Annotated in this window: 14 protein-coding genes and 1 tRNA gene; 5 read left to right on the forward strand and 10 right to left on the reverse strand. The window is 53.8% G+C overall.

Features of this window, described 5'->3' with window-relative positions; genetic code table 11:
- Positions 1 to 48: 48 nt before the first annotated feature.
- The 8 genes from UF64_RS13250 to UF64_RS13285 form a co-directional block, all read right to left on the reverse strand.
- Complete coding sequence (locus UF64_RS13250; protein ID WP_052657640.1) at positions 49 to 735, reverse strand: DsbA family oxidoreductase; 687 nt, start codon at positions 733 to 735, stop codon at positions 49 to 51.
- A gap of 6 nt (positions 736 to 741) precedes the next feature.
- Positions 742 to 1,965, reverse strand: a complete 1,224-nt coding sequence (locus tag UF64_RS13255; RefSeq protein ID WP_044829098.1) for a phosphopentomutase — start codon at positions 1,963 to 1,965, stop codon at positions 742 to 744.
- Positions 1,966 to 2,024: 59 nt separating this feature from the next.
- The gene (gene deoC / locus UF64_RS13260; protein ID WP_235285063.1) at positions 2,025 to 2,984 is read right to left on the reverse strand and encodes a deoxyribose-phosphate aldolase; all 960 of its coding nucleotides are present in this window, start codon (positions 2,982 to 2,984) and stop codon (positions 2,025 to 2,027) included.
- 66 nt (positions 2,985 to 3,050) lie between these two features.
- Positions 3,051 to 4,190 (reverse strand): succinylglutamate desuccinylase/aspartoacylase family protein, encoded by a 1,140-nt coding sequence (locus UF64_RS13265; protein ID WP_044829200.1) that lies wholly within the window; start codon positions 4,188 to 4,190, stop codon positions 3,051 to 3,053.
- Positions 4,191 to 4,305: 115 nt separating this feature from the next.
- Entirely contained in the window at positions 4,306 to 5,049 is a 744-nt protein-coding gene (locus tag UF64_RS13270; RefSeq protein WP_044829099.1) for an ABC transporter permease, read from the reverse strand.
- Positions 5,050 to 5,052: 3 nt separating this feature from the next.
- Positions 5,053 to 5,745: an ABC transporter permease gene (locus UF64_RS13275; protein ID WP_044829100.1), complete on the reverse strand. Its 693-nt coding sequence runs from the start codon at positions 5,743 to 5,745 to the stop codon at positions 5,053 to 5,055.
- 114 nt (positions 5,746 to 5,859) lie between these two features.
- Positions 5,860 to 6,657 carry a transporter substrate-binding domain-containing protein gene (locus UF64_RS13280; protein ID WP_044829101.1) on the reverse strand — a complete coding sequence of 266 codons (798 nt, stop codon included), beginning with the start codon at positions 6,655 to 6,657 and terminating at the stop codon, positions 5,860 to 5,862.
- Positions 6,658 to 6,745: 88 nt separating this feature from the next.
- Positions 6,746 to 7,507, reverse strand: a complete 762-nt coding sequence (locus tag UF64_RS13285) for an ATP-binding cassette domain-containing protein (protein ID WP_200892683.1) — start codon at positions 7,505 to 7,507, stop codon at positions 6,746 to 6,748.
- 586 nt (positions 7,508 to 8,093) lie between these two features.
- On the opposite strand from UF64_RS13285, the gene UF64_RS13290 reads away from it, so the two are divergent.
- Entirely contained in the window at positions 8,094 to 9,068 is a 975-nt protein-coding gene (locus tag UF64_RS13290) for a TAXI family TRAP transporter solute-binding subunit (protein WP_044829103.1), read from the forward strand.
- A 113-nt stretch (positions 9,069 to 9,181) separates the two neighbouring features.
- A complete protein-coding gene (locus UF64_RS13295; protein ID WP_044829104.1) occupies positions 9,182 to 11,422 on the forward strand; it encodes a TRAP transporter fused permease subunit in 2,241 nt (746 codons plus the stop codon).
- A gap of 85 nt (positions 11,423 to 11,507) precedes the next feature.
- Here UF64_RS13295 and UF64_RS13300 read toward each other — a convergent pair whose 3' ends face one another.
- Positions 11,508 to 11,846 (reverse strand): zinc ribbon domain-containing protein YjdM, encoded by a 339-nt coding sequence (locus UF64_RS13300; RefSeq protein WP_044829105.1) that lies wholly within the window; start codon positions 11,844 to 11,846, stop codon positions 11,508 to 11,510.
- Between the two features lie 108 nt (positions 11,847 to 11,954).
- Positions 11,955 to 12,044: transfer RNA gene (locus UF64_RS13305), tRNA-Ser, on the reverse strand.
- 90 nt (positions 12,045 to 12,134) lie between these two features.
- Here UF64_RS13305 and UF64_RS19745 point away from each other — a divergent pair.
- From UF64_RS19745 to UF64_RS21085, 3 genes are all read left to right on the forward strand, one after another.
- Complete coding sequence (locus tag UF64_RS19745; protein WP_052657641.1) at positions 12,135 to 13,028, forward strand: YdcF family protein; 894 nt, start codon at positions 12,135 to 12,137, stop codon at positions 13,026 to 13,028.
- A 23-nt stretch (positions 13,029 to 13,051) separates the two neighbouring features.
- A complete protein-coding gene (locus UF64_RS13315) occupies positions 13,052 to 14,056 on the forward strand; it encodes a lytic transglycosylase domain-containing protein (RefSeq protein ID WP_052657642.1) in 1,005 nt (334 codons plus the stop codon).
- Between the two features lie 73 nt (positions 14,057 to 14,129).
- On the forward strand, positions 14,130 to 15,173 hold the full coding sequence (locus UF64_RS21085) for a septal ring lytic transglycosylase RlpA family protein (RefSeq protein ID WP_052657643.1): 1,044 nt from the start codon (positions 14,130 to 14,132) through the stop codon (positions 15,171 to 15,173).
- Positions 15,174 to 15,175 lie beyond the last annotated feature (2 nt).

The following is a 15,175-nucleotide window of genomic DNA, read 5'->3' on the forward strand; positions in this document are numbered from 1 at the left end:
TAACATATTGTTATCCCGCCTTTTCTTTTTTTGTTTCTTCCGCGAACTTTAAACCGGAATTTCTTCCTGCCGCGCCAATCGGATCATGCGTTGCAGGATGTCTGGTTCCTGCGCACCCGAAAGGGCATGGCGGCTGTTAAACAGGAAACACGGAACACCGGTTACCCCCATCTGATGGGCAACGCGATTTTCCTGACCAACAAACTCGCGGTCCATATCACCGACCAGATATTCAAGGATTTCGGTTCTGTCTTCACCATGGCGGACAGCGATATCGGCCAAAAGTTCCTGATCCCCGATATCCTGGCCCTCAAGGAAATAGGCGACAAACAGGTCTTCGACCAGATCATTGCCCACGGCGGGGCGTTCGGCACAAACCTTGTAGATCAGCCGATGAGAGTCCGTTGAGTCCGGGGTTACCTTGATCTGGTCAAACTTGAACGGAATACCAACGGCGGCACCGGCATCCTCTATCGCCTTGTAAACCCGTTCGGCACTTTCAGACCCGCCAAATTTGGCTGATAGGTAAAGTTTGCGATCAATCCCGCCGCTTGGCATATCGGGATTAAGCAGGAAAGGGCGCCAGTGAATGATCATGTTATCGAGCTTTTCACGCGCCAAGGCCTTCTCAAGGCGCTTCTTGCCGATATAGCACCACGGACAAATCGTATCGACAATCGCCTCGATCCTGATCGGCGAATTTGAAGGTTCACTTTGTCCGAACTGCCAGTTCATTCCACTTTATCCATTCAAAAAGGACGTTCCGGTGGCCAGTGGCGCAATGCCAAGATGGTCGGCAACCGTTTGCCCGATATCGGCAAAGGTTTCGCGCATTCCAAACGGACCTGGCGCAATTGCCGGCCCGAAAGCAAGGACAGGCACGAATTCGCGTGTATGGTCATTGCCACGCCAGGTCGGGTCACATCCATGGTCAGCCGTAATAATTACCAAGTCACCGGGTTGAAGTGCCGCACGCAATTCAGGAATACGTTTATCAAATTCCTCAAGCGCGTTGGCATATCCGGCGACATCGCGACGGTGACCGAATTCCATGTCGAAGTCCACCAGGTTGGTGAACACAATGCTGTTATCCGGGGCTTCAGCGATCTCGTTCATCATGGCATCAAACAGCGCCATATTCCCCGACGCCTTGACCTTTTTGGCAATCCCGCGATGGGCATAGATGTCGGCGATTTTACCAACAGAAATAACCTTGCCGCCAGCATCGCTGAACTGGTCAAGCAATGTTGGCTTGGGCGGCGGAACGGCAAGATCACGACGGTTTGAAGTCCGCTTGAAATCGGCTGGCGTTTCACCAACGAACGGGCGGGCAATCACACGCCCGATGTTATAGGGCTCCACCAGTTTGAAGGCGATTTCGCAGACTTCATACAGACGGTCCAGACCAAAATGCTCCTCGTGGGCGGCGATCTGAAACACGCTATCGGCCGAGGTATAGCAAATCGGCTTGCCGGTTTTGATATGCTCTTCACCGAGCTCGGCAATGATCGTCGTACCCGACGCATGACAATTACCAAGGATACCAGGAAGTTTGGCCTGCTCGATCAAGGCATCGGTCAGTTCGGCCGGGAAGGTCGGAACGGAAAGGGGGAAATACCCCCAATCGAAATCGACTGGCACACCGGCAATTTCCCAATGACCGCTTGGCGTATCCTTACCGCGTGAGATTTCCTTGGCATGACCAAAGGCACCAATCATCGCGCCGCCATGATCAAGTCCGGGCGGCACGCGCCCCGTAGCATCCTTGGCGGCTTCGCCAAGACCAAGTGCAACCATGTTCGGTACATTAAGCGGCCCGCTGCGCTTATCGCTATCGGCAAGGCCTTTGGCGCATTGTTCTGCAATATGGCCAAGGGTGTCGGAACCCTGATCACCGAATTTTGCTGCGTCCGGTGCCGAACCGATCCCGAAACTGTCCGCCACGATAATGATGGCACGTGCCATTGATGTCTTCCTTCAAACCTGATGCGGGCAATGTGATCACCCGCAGATAGTCATAATTTCTAGTAGTTGCCAGTCGCAGCCGGTGCATCACCCGGTTTGGCACCACAGGTTTCAAGCAATGCGGTCAAAACGCCACTGGCCCCGAAACGGAAGGTTTCCGGTGTTGCCCAGCCATCACCCATGATGTGATCGGCAATCGCCAGATAAAGCGCTGCGTCCTCGGTCGTTTTCACCCCACCAGACGCCTTGAAACCGGCACTAATCCCGTCCTCGTCACGCGCATCACGAAGGGCAGTCAGCATCGCAACAGCGGCTTCGGGTGTTGCTCCGACTGGTACCTTGCCGGTCGAGGTTTTCACAAAATTCGCACCATGTTTGATGGCAAGACGGGCCGCTTCATAAAGCTTGGCAAGGTCATCAAACTCGCCGCTTTCAAGGATGACTTTCATGGTGGTCATGGTGCCGCACGCCATGCGGGTCGCATCGACCACCTCGGTTGCCGTTGTAACGTCACCAGCAAGGAATGCCTTGTAAGGAAAAACAAGATCAATCTCGTCAGCACCCTTGGAAACACAATTGGCGGTCTCGTCACCAACGCGCTGGGCATTGGTACCACCTTCGGGGAAGTTCACCACCGTTGCGGTTTTCACACCTGATTGGCCCAGTGCCCGCCACGAGGTTTCGATAAACGGCGCATAAACACAAACGGCGGCAGTGTTGCCGACCGGGGTCTGCGCGCGCTTGCAAAGCGCTTCGATGACCTGTTCATTGTCATCATCATTCAGGCTGGTCAGATCCAGAACAGAAATGGCGCGACGTGCCGTATCGGCATCTGCCACGGCCTTGTCCTTTGCAGCAGAAATCACTTCTGAAACGGTATTCGGATCAAACATCAAACATTCCTTGTAATGCACCGGCAATGTATCTGGTGCAGTTAGTCCGTCAAAGCGTCCGGCACCATCTGGCACGAACGAGAAAGACGGATCAATCAGCTGCCCTGAAAGGTATCCAACCTTCAACCGGCAATCAATCGATCCGTCTCAAAACACAGTTTCAATCAGAACACGGATAAGCGTTCTTGTGCGTTATTTGGACAACAAAAGCTGTCCTTCACGTCCTTCGAGCGGCATATCACCCGCGACCGAGCACAGATACCCGCCCGGCACGATCAGGCGGATTCCAATGCGTGAATACAACACGCCGTCCGTCCGGCTGGAAAAAGGCGTCTTCTCGCCGGTTTCGCAATCAAGAACGTAACCAAGTTCCTGACCAGCCTTGACCTTTGCGCCGGCCTCAATACCAAACACAACCATGCCGCCATGCGGGGCCATGACACGATCAACACCCGAAAGCGGGGTCGCGTCACATTTGGCTTTTGGCAGGGGCCCCGGATCACCCGCGACCAGACCGCGACGCTGCAGGAACTTGAACATGTTCTCTGCGTCCTTGATGGCGTATTCGTCATAGACGTCACGATCACCGCGCAGTTCAATCGTGGTCGCCAACGTCGCCATCGGGATCGGGAATCTATCACCGTAAGCACGGCGCAGCTCGACCCACGGGCGGCTAAAGGCCTCATCAAACGGGTTATCACCGCTAATTTCTGCAATCAGGCTGCATTCCGATCCGATTTGTGCCGAAAGATCGGCTGCATCCGGCCAGTTATGGTCGCTGATGTAAAGGTGCATTGGCGCTTCCCAATCGCAATGCAAATCCATCACGTAATCCGCATCAATCGCCAGTTCGGCGAGCGTCAGGCGCAAATCCTGAAGATCAGTCAGCGGACTGACATCCTTGCGGTGTTCCTTGATCAGGCGGCGCAATTCTGCCCGGATTAGCGCGACGTTTGCATCGGCATCCTGGCCCAGTTTTCCGTCAACGGCGTCAATCAATGCCGCACTGAGGTCCGGATAGTGACGGTTAAAGTTCTGACCACTGCGCATTTCAAAGCGGCCAAGCGGCTTCATATCGACATACTGGGTAAAACCGATCGGGTTGGCGAAGGGAACGACAACAATTTCACCAGTGATGTCACCCTTGGCATCGGCTTCTTTCAAAAGTGCCTCAAGGTGGTGCAAGGTAATGACGCCGGGCAATTCATCGGCATGCAAAGCCGCCTGGAAATAGGCCTTTGGCCCGTTGCCGGGCTTGCCATAACGGCGAACGGTCAGGGCGCGCGATGTACCCATTTGCGGGCGGACGAGTTCAATGCGTTCTTCTTGCATTTCGAAATCCTGAAAGGTGGGACGTGGGGCAAAACAACCCGGCCGGATCAGGACATTCAACCATTATGGTTGACGATATCCATCTCCGAATGCCGGGTTTGATATGGGTATTCGATCAGGCGGATGCTGCTTTGGGCTTGCCGGATTTTGGTTCCTTGCGTTTCTCGCTGCGACGCAGATAGCGCTCAATGCCCTTAAAGCCAAAGGTCAGCGTATAGACGATAATCAGATAGATCACACCTGCCGAAATAAACGCTTCATAGGGAAGGGCGGTACGGGCAACGATTTTACGCGCGGCACCGGTCAGCTCCATCATGGTCACGGTCGATGCCAACGACGTCGCCTTAAGCGTAAAGATCACATCGTTGGTGTAGGCCGGCCAGATCATCTGCCACATGCGCGGGAAAATGATGCGGCGATAGGTCGTCGACGGCGACATGCCGCAGGCACGTGCTGCTTCCAGCTCGCCATTCGGGACGTTCTGGATACCGCCGCGCATGATTTCGGCAACATAAGCCGCCGTGTTCAGAACAAACGTCAGCAGGCAATACCAATAGGGATCGCGCAAATAGGTCCAGGTCCAGTGATCCTGAATGCCGTCAATATTCGCGATCAGCTGCCCAACGCCATAATACATCATGAACAGCTGCCCGATCAGCGGCGTGCCACGGAACACATAGATGAAGGCAAAGGGCAGTGCCTGTATCCAGACTTTTTTCGACACGCGCGCAACAGCCAACGGAATGGCCAGAAGGGTGCCGAGTGTCACCGAAATGACCAAAAGCTCGATGGTCAGCAAAAAGCCGCGCCACAGCCAGGTGTCATATTTGCCAAGAACGTATAAGAGATCTTCAAACATCTTCTACGCCCTCGCCACACCGCGGGCGGCCCGCTTTTCAAGATAGTTGAAGACTAGTAGCGAAACCGTTGTAAATGAAAGAAACATCAGCATCGCCACCAGATAGAAGGTAAACGGTGCCTTTTCGGTTCCTGCCCCAATGGCGGCCTTGCGCATGATCTCTTCGACACCGACAACGGAAATAAGCGCGGTGTCCTTGATCAGAACCTGAAACAGGTTATTAAGCCCCGGCAGGGCAAAGCGCCAAAGTTGCGGCAGTTTGATACGCATGAAAATCTGCATCGGCGTCATGCCACATGCGGTCGCAGCTTCGATCTGCCCGATCGGGATCGATTGCATGGCCGCACGGAAGACTTCTGATGCGAATGCGCCCTGAACAAGGGCCAAGGCTGCAACCCCCGACCAGAAGGCCGGAATGTCAACGCGGGTTTCCTCACCGGAAATAAGCTCGGCAAGGCTTTGAACGGCGATCGTGCCGCCGAAATAAATCAACAAAATAACCAGAAGCTCGGGAATACCGCGAATAAGAACGGTATAGCTTTCCCCGATCACACGCAGCGTGCGATAGCGCGACAGCTTTGCTGACGCCCCTAATAAACCAATAACAATCATGAATGGCAAAACGGTGAGGCAAAGCTGAACTGTGACCAGTCCCCCTTCAAGCATCTGCCAGCCGCGGCCGTATAAATCGAGCATGGTATCTCCAGCTTTCCTTGATGCTGCGCGTGCTTTTCAGCCCTGATTAAAAGCATCACCCAACAATAAGGGAAGGGCGGCGAACAATTCGCCGCCCCGGATAGATCAGGCAGATCAATTCGGATGCAGATCGATCGCCGGGAAGTATTTCTTGTTCAGTTCTTCGTAAGAACCGTTTGCCAGCATTTCAGCCAGAGCCTTGTTGAAGATTTCCTTCAGGTCCTGGTCTTCCTTGCGGATGCCGATACCGGCACCTTCGCCGAACCACTGGCTCGGAGCGAACTGGTTGGAAACGAAGCCGTAACCGTTACCTTCATCCGAGTTCACCCAAGCTTCGAGGGTACCGGAGTCAGCAAGGGTCGCATCGACACGGCCAGCAGTCAGGTCAAGCAGAGCTTCGTCCTGGGTGCCGTACATGCGGATTTCGATGCCCGGGAAGTTGTCTTCAAGGAAGTTTGCGTGCGTGGTCGAACGCTGAACACCGATGACCATGCCATCAAGCGCGTCTTCGATGACTTCGCCGTCTTTATAGGCGGTGATGCTCATGCCGTCTTTACCAACGAACACCGCCGGGGTGTTGCTGTAATAGTCGGAGAAGTCGATTGAGCGCTTCCGCTCTTCGGTGATCGACATCTGGGCGATGATCGCATCATATTTCTTGGCCAGAAGACCCGGGATCATGCCGTCCCAGTCCTGAGCAACGATTTCGCACTCGATCTTTGCGGTCTCGCAAAGCTTGACGGCGAAATCAACGTCGAAACCGATGAGGTTGCCATTGTCGTCCATCATGTTGAACGGAGGGTAGGCACCCTCGGTCGCCACAACGACTTTATCCCAGGCAGCACTTGCTACCGAAGCACTCAATGCAATGCCAACTGCTGCGGCAGATGCAACCTTGATCCAGTTTTTCATTCATAGTCTCCCTTGTTGATTGGAATGGCGCGCAACGACGTGCTCCCATTCTTGCGGCCAGGGCCAACCAGACCCTGGTCTGCCCAAATCAGAAATCGCGCTGAAGAAACTGCTTCATGCGCTCTGATTTTGGATTCTCGAATACATCAGTCGGGTTACCGAATTCCTCGACCCGTCCCTGATGCAAATACATGACATGGCTTGATACGCCCCGGGCAAAGCCCATCTCGTGGGTTACCACAAGCATCGTGCGGCCTTCTTCGGCAAGGTCCGTCATGACCCTGAGAACTTCACCCACCAGTTCGGGGTCAAGTGCCGAAGTCGGCTCATCAAACAGCAAGACGTCCGGTGAAATCGCAAGCGCACGGGCAATCGCTGCACGCTGTTGCTGGCCGCCAGATACATGACCGGGATAGTAATCCCGACGTTCATACATCCCGACTTTTTTCAGCAGGGCGTCTGCCTTCTCGATTGCTTCCTTTCTTGGAACGCCCAGCACATGGATCGGTGCTTCGATTACGTTTTCAAGAATGGTCAGATGGCTCCAGAGATTGAAGCTTTGAAACACCATGGCAAGCTTGGTGCGGATACGCTGAAGCTGCTTTTTATCGGCGGCTTCCTGTGAACCGTCCTTGAGCGTCTTCATGCGGATAAGTTCACCCTTGACGTGAACCTTGCCGGCATTTGGCGTTTCAAGCAGGTTGATGCATCTCAGAAACGTACTTTTGCCCGAACCGGACGAGCCAATAATCGAAATCACGTCGCCGGTATTGGCCGTCAGGTCAATTCCTTTGAGAACTTCATGCTCCCCAAAGCTTTTGAACATCCCTTCGACCTGCAGGGCGGGTATGTCTTTGCTCATAACGAGTTTAAATTATCCCTGTTGAGAGTCTTCATTCTTCGTTCGTCTTAGCATCCGAATACGGATGCTCCCCCACAAGACACGCCAAAGCGCCTCTCATTCCGTCAATAATTGCCTGTCCAACGAGAGCATTTCCACTGATATTTTGCAGTTTTATGAAGAAAACTGCGGTTTCAGACGGTTACACATCACCATTAGCGACCGCATTGCACAAATCGTGCAGCAGTAAGGGATTTTACGCAATAAAAAACTACAGGCATTTCTCGGAATACAACCGGACTCCCGTTCAAAACGCCGAACAGGGACTTTGGGGACTCCGAAACCTGATCGGTCAGCAATGAAACGTCAGGAAGGATAATCCACACGCCTCGACCATCGCACAGCAATCATTACGTAACGGAAAATTGGACCGTATAATACTAAAGTATCACAACACGAGAGATCGACATCACTATGAAATCTCACTGTTTTCGGTATTGATTAAGAACCACATTGCCATCAACCTCGAGTTTGCCCATATGAGGAAATGACTTGTGGCGAACTCTCACAAAATACCGATAAACGGAGGAAATTAATGAAACGCGCATTATTTGCAGGGATGGCGGTCGCGTTCGCGTTCGGGAGCACCGCTGCCGTAGCTCAGGATCGTTCCGGCTGGCCGGAAAGCTTCACCGTTGGCACGGCATCCCAGGGCGGGACCTATTTCGCGTATGGCTCTGGCTGGGCGAACCTTGTGGCTGAAGAGCTTGGCATTTCCGGCGGTGGTGAAGTCACCGGCGGCCCGATGCAGAACATGGCCCTTGTGCATACCGGCGAAGCTGCCTTTGGCATGACCACCATGGGTCCGGCTGCTGAATCGCTTGCTGGTACCAACCCGATTGCACCGGGTCTTCAGATGACCAATGCCTGTGCAATGTTCCCGATGTATCAGACGCCGTTCTCGATCACCGCCTTGTCTTCTTCCGGGATTGCTTCGGTTGCCGACATTCCGGCAGGTGCGAAAATCGGCTTCGGTCCGGCAGGTTCGACCTCGGACACCTATTTCCCGCGCATGCTTGAAGAACTCGGCGTTGACTTCGAACGTCGTAACGGCGGTTGGGCAGACCTTGGTGGTCAGCTGCAGGATGGCCTGCTTGACGTGATCGCATTCGCTGCTGGTGTTCCGGTTCCGGCCGTCAGCCAGCTTGAAGTTCAGACTGACGTGAACATCATCGAGTTCACCGAAGACGAACAGAAACAGATCATGGATGCCTTCCCGGTATCCGAGTTCGACATCGCAGCGGATACCTACACCACGCTGACAGAGCCGGCACGTTCGGTTTCGATGTGGAACTTTGCCATTGCCAACTGTGACCTTCCGGAAAGCTTTGTCTATGCCGTCACCGATGTTGTGATGTCTGACAACGAGCGGATGGTTTCGATCCACCGTGCGGCCCGTTCGACTGTTCCGGCAAACTGGGACAAGAACAAGGTCATGAAGTGGCACCCGGGTGCGGCCAAGTGGTTCAATGAAAATGGCGCGTCCATTCCGGCAGACATGATCAACTGATCCCTGTCTGTTAGACATCTTAAAAGGCGGACTGTCCTGATGGACGGTCCGCCATATTTCAATTCCAGTTTGCCTGTGGCCAAAAACAATCTTGCGTGAGTGCGGGGGAACAGATGACAGATAAAAGCCAGGTCGAAGACGAACACCTTATTGCCGATGGTGTTGACGAAGAGCCGGTTGAACATAACCGACGCCTGTTTGAGGGTAGGGGCCTGACCTTCATCACGATCTCCGCTGCGATCTATGCGGCATTCCATATGCTCGCACTCAACGGTGTCTCGCTGTCTGGCATGACCGGCGGTTTTGTTAATCTGCCATTCCTTCCCGATTTCCCGCTTGAAACCTGGAACTTCCGCATTGTTCACGTCGCCGGTGCGTTGGCGCTTGGCTTCCTGTGGTATTCCGCCAACAGCTTTAATGACAGCCCGGGCACAAGCACACCGCTTCTGGGCTATTTATCCTATATCCTTCTGGTCCCGGCCTTCATGGCAACAGGCATGGCATTCAGTTTCGCCATGGATATCCAGAATGGCGTGATGTGGAACGGCATTGATGCCACCATCAAGTTCAATGAAACATGGCTGTTTGGCGCACCGCTTATGGTCGCGACAATTGGTGGTATTGTGCTTTCTTGGTTCCACAAGACATCGCGTGACAAATATTCGGCACCTGATTTCGTCTTGTGTGTCTGCGGGCTCGCCGTTGCCGTCTATCTGATCACGATTTACGGCACGCTTATGCGTAACTCGACCGGTACCCCGTTTGCGCCGATCGGTATTTCGATTGCAGCCGTTGGCGGTACCTTGCTGATTATGGAGCTGACGCGCCGCGTTGCCGGTCTGGCGCTGGTCATCATTGCCACGATCTTCCTAGTCTATGTCTTTGTTGGTGAATTCCTGCCGGGCTTCCTGCAGTCGCCGTCCATTACCTGGCAGCGCTTCTTTAGCCAGGTTTACACTGATGCCGGTATCCTTGGCCCGACGACCGCTGTTTCGTCGACTTACATCATTCTCTTCATCATCTTTGCCGCCTTCCTTCAGGCGTCCAAGGTTGGCGACTATTTCGTCAACTTTGCCTTCTCGGTCGCTGGTCGCGCCCGTGGTGGCCCGGCAAAGGTTGCGATCTTTGCATCCGGTCTGATGGGCATGATCAACGGCACCTCGGCCGGTAACGTGGTTGCCACCGGGTCGCTGACTATTCCGCTGATGAAAAAGGTTGGCTATCACAAGAAAACCGCCGGCGCGATTGAGGCCGCGGCTTCCACCGGTGGTCAGATCATGCCGCCGATCATGGGGGCAGGTGCCTTCATCATGGCCGAGATTACCGGTATTCCTTATACCGACATCGCCATTGCGGCGATTATTCCGGCCATCCTTTATTTCGTATCGATCTATTTCATGGTCGATTTCGAAGCCGCCAAACTCGGCATGCGTGGCATGAGTGACGACGAACTGCCGCGCTTTGATGCGATGGTTAAAAAGGTCTTCCTGTTCCTGCCGATCATCATTCTCATCATTGCGCTGTTCCTAGGTTACTCCGTGATCAGGGCAGGGACACTTGCCACGGTTGCGGCTGTGGTTGTCAGCTGGCTGACGCCAAACCGTGTTGGTGTGCGGGCTGTTGCCAAGGCGTTCGAGTTGGCCGGGGGCATGTCGATCCAGATCATCGCGGTCTGTGCATGCGCCGGTATTATCGTCGGTGTTATCGCACTTACCGGCGTTGGTGCACGTTTCTCAAACCTTCTGCTTGGCTTGGCCGAGGCATCCCAGCTTTTGGCATTGGTCTTTGCCATGCTGATCGCGATTTTGCTGGGCATGGGGATGCCGACGACGGCGGCCTATGCCGTGGCGGCCTCCGTGGTTGCACCGGGCCTGATTGAGCTCGGAATTGAACCACTTACGGCACATTTCTTCGTGTTCTACTTTGCCGTGGTTTCGGCCATCACACCACCGGTGGCACTGGCATCCTATGCCGCCGCTGGGATATCGGGCGCCAACCCGATGGAAACCTCGGTTGCGTCGTTCAAGATTGGCATTGCAGCCTTCATCGTGCCGTTCATGTTCTTCTATAACTCGGCAATTCTGATGGATGGCTCCTATCTACAGATCGGTCAGGCACTGGTTACCGCCGTTGTCGGTGTGTTCCTGTTGTCGGCTGGCGTGCAGGGCTGGTTCCTTGGTGGCTCGGCTGTCTGGTTCCTTCGTATTCTTCTGATCATTGCGGCCCTGTTCATGATTTCGGGCGGCCTGATCACCGATATCATTGGTGTCGGCATGGCAATCGGTACGCTCTTCATCCAGCGCGTCCTGAAACCGAAACCGGGGTCGACCCTGCGGAGTGGTGGGGCGGATTAAAACGCTTCGCGTCATTGAGCCAAAACAAGAAAAGCGCACCACATTCGGTGCGCTTTTTCTTTTAGATTTCTCGTTGTTCGATCGCTTATTCAGCAACCTTTTTAACGAACTCGGACTTCAACCCCATCTGACCGATGCCCGGGATTTTGCAGTCAATATCATGGTCGCCATCAACAAGGCGGATGCCTTTGACCTTGGTGCCGACTTTAACAACAGCTGACGATCCTTTGACCTTGAGATCCTTGATCACCGAAACGGTATCGCCGTCGGCAAGCGGTGTGCCGTTGAAATCACGAACGACGTTGGCATCTGTTTGGCCTGCGGTCAGTGACCATTCATGGGCACATTCCGGGCAAATCAGCAATTCGCCATCTTCGTAGGTGTAGGGGGATTCACATTTGGGGCAGGGTGGCAGTTCGCTCATATCAATGACCTTTCGACGATGGTGACGTCACGGCAGATACGGCTAGGCAGCTAGCAAGGAACATCGCCTTGCGTTTGCTGAACTGGTTCTGCTCTGTCCTGGAATAAATGGCGGAGAGGGTGGGATTCGAACCCACGGTACCCGTAAAGGCACGGCGGTTTTCAAGACCGCTGCATTCAACCGCTCTGCCACCTCTCCGCAAAACTGGTTGGAGCAATTTGTGCTCTGGGCGCTTTCAATAAATTGGGGAGGATGACCTGTCAATAGTGCAATCCAATATTGCAGCGAATGCTGGTGATTTACCCGGATTTCAGTATGGTAAATACATTGCCAAAATTCATATCGGAATTATCAAACGTGTTCTACTTCCTATCGAAAACGGTCAGCATTTTGATTGACACAGTTTTCATGCACGGATTGCTCCTCGCAGTTCTGTTAGTATTCATGCTCATTAAGAAAACGCGCAAATTTGCAGTGCTTGGCCTAATTATTGTGTGCGGAGCATCGTTGCTGATTACCGTTATTCCAGTTGGAAATATACTGTCGCGCCCTCTCGAAATCCGTTTCAAGAAACCGGAACTTTCACAAATCGAGTTTGCTGGAATAGTCACTTTGGCCGGGAGCCTTGATCCAGACAGTTACCTAGAACGCGGTGAAATGAATGTGTTGTCGTCCGCTGATCGCATATTCGCAATGCTTCGGTTTGCGAGCCTTTATCCAGATAAACCCGTCCTGTTCACCGGCGGGGATGGAAACCTCACAGAGCGTGAATTTAGTGAAGCGGTCGTTCTTGAAAACTGGTTGGACGATTCGGGCCTTAAGACACCAAACATGTATTTTGAAGCGCACTCGCGCAACACGCATGAAAACGCAACGAAATCGCTTGAAATGGTTTATCGAGACTGGCCTGAACTTTCCCGAAAGCCATGGGTTCTCATCACTTCGGCGCAACATATGCCACGCGCGGCCGGTGCGTTTCGTCAGGCTGGCTGGAATGTGATCCCGTATCCGGTCGACAGATTCACCTCTGATGAGCTTCATTTAGCAAGTCTTAACGTCTCAGAGGCTATCTACAATCTAGGCCGTGCTTTGCGTGAATGGGTTGGTTTGACCGCCTATTACTGGACCGGTCGAACAGATGCGTGGTTCCCCGGACCGCAAGCACCCGGGGCCGAAAACTGATTACATGATTGGATGAGGCTTAGATGAAATTCTGGAAACTGCTTACCGCCGCCTCCGTCGTTGCCGTGATGGCGGCACATGCACCGGCCTTTGCACAGACCGATGAGAAACTTCCAGAATTCACCACCGAGGGATTTGACGAATGGCTCGTTGAATTCAAGAAGGAAGCCGCAAACAAAGGCATTTCCGATGCAACACTCGAAGTTGCCTTTGCCAATACCCAACCGATCCCCAAGGTGATCGAATATGATCGTAGCCAGCCGGAATTCAAACTGACCTTTGAGCAGTATCTTGATCGCGTCGTGCCGCAGTCCCGTGTGAATGAAGGCCGCCAAAAATACGCGGAAAACCGCGAAATCATTGACGCTGCGGCTAAAAAATACGGCGTCCCGGGCCATTACCTGACCGCTTTCTGGGGCATTGAAACCGGATTTGGTCGCTTCACGGGCGGGTATTCGGTTGTTGATTCCCTTGCGACCCTCGCGTTCGAAGGCCGCCGTGCCGAATATTTCCGCAAAGAGCTGATGAACGCACTGACCATCATCGATGCCGGTCATATCGCACCTGAAAAGATGTCGGGTTCCTGGGCTGGTGCCATGGGGCAAGCGCAGTTCATGCCGTCCACCTTCCTGAACTATGCGCGTGACGGAAATGGTGATGGCAAAATTGATCTGTGGGGCGCAAAGGAAGATGTATTTGCTTCTGCTGCGAACTATCTCTCGACGGTTGGCTGGCACGCAGATGAGCGCTGGGGCCGCAAGATTTCCCTGCCGGAAAACTTCGACATGGAGCTCGAAGGCCGCGATATCCGCAAGCCGATTGCTGAATGGCAAAAGGTTGGTGTGCGCATGCCGAACGGTTCTGATTTGCCGGCCGCGGACATGGAAGCATCAATTGTCATCGTAAATGACGGTGAAGGTCCGGCATATATGGTTTATAACAACTTCCACACCATCATGCATTGGAACCGCTCGACATACTTCGCGATTGCGGTTGGTACACTGGCCGATAAAATTGCTGGCCGTTAACAATATCCGTCCGAACAACGGACTTCATGTCTGAACGAGCATGGACAGAGCATCTACAAGCGGGGACACCTTGATGCCCAAACCAGTAAAAAGTGCCATGGCACACCTGCAGACCAAAGGCCGTATTGCCATGGCAGTAGCAGCCTTCGGCGTGTTGTTGGCGGGCTGTGCTGAAACGCAGCTTGCCGTTCATGGCGTCAAAAGACTGGGCGGGCAGTCGCAACCGGCACAGGTTGGCAATTACAAGATCGGCAATCCCTATGAGATTGCCGGTCAGTGGTACTATCCGGCAGTGGATTATGAATATACCGAAACCGGTATCGCATCCTGGTACGGGCCGAAATTCCATGGCAAGAAAACTGCCAATGGTGAAATTTTCGATCAATACGAAGTTTCTGCCGCCCATCGTACCCTGCCGCTTCCAAGCATCGTTCGCGTGACCAACCTTGAAAACGGCAAGTCCATCAAGGTTCGGGTCAATGACCGCGGACCCTTCGCCCATGGCCGCATCATTGATATGTCCCGCCGCGCAGCCCAGCTTTTGGGCTTCGAGCGCAAAGGCACAGCCAAGGTCATGGTCGAAGTGATCGAGGCCGAAAGCCGTCAGATCGCGGCAATCGCGCAAGGCAAAGCCGCACCACAAGTCACTGTCGCAGAACAGAATACCGTCAGTGCCGCTCCGCGCGACGTTGTTGAAACCGTGCGCCTTGATGATGGCCCCATCACCGACAGCGGGGAGCCCACAACGTCCCACATCAAACTGACGCCTCCATCCTCACGTGCCAGTGTCGAAACTGCACCGCTTGATGGTGTGGTCGAAGAGGCAGCAATTGTCGAAGTCACACCGGTCACGTCGTCCTCGATCTATGTTCAGGCCGGTGCCTTTTCGATCTATGACAACGCGCTGAACCTGCGCAATCGCCTTTATGATCTTGCCCCCAGCAAGATCGAACCGATCGACGTGAAAGGCACGACCTTTTACCGTGTGCGCCTTGGTCCGCTTGAAACCGTGCCCGAAGCAGACATTCTTCTGGAACGGGTGATTGCCACAGGCCAGAATGGTGCGAAAGTTGTTGTCGAGTGCGCGGATGGCGGTTCTGCAACATCTGGGTGTTGATC

The sequence above is a fragment of the Thalassospira sp. HJ genome (genome assembly GCF_000948415.1).
Lineage (GTDB): Bacteria > Pseudomonadota > Alphaproteobacteria > Rhodospirillales > Thalassospiraceae > Thalassospira.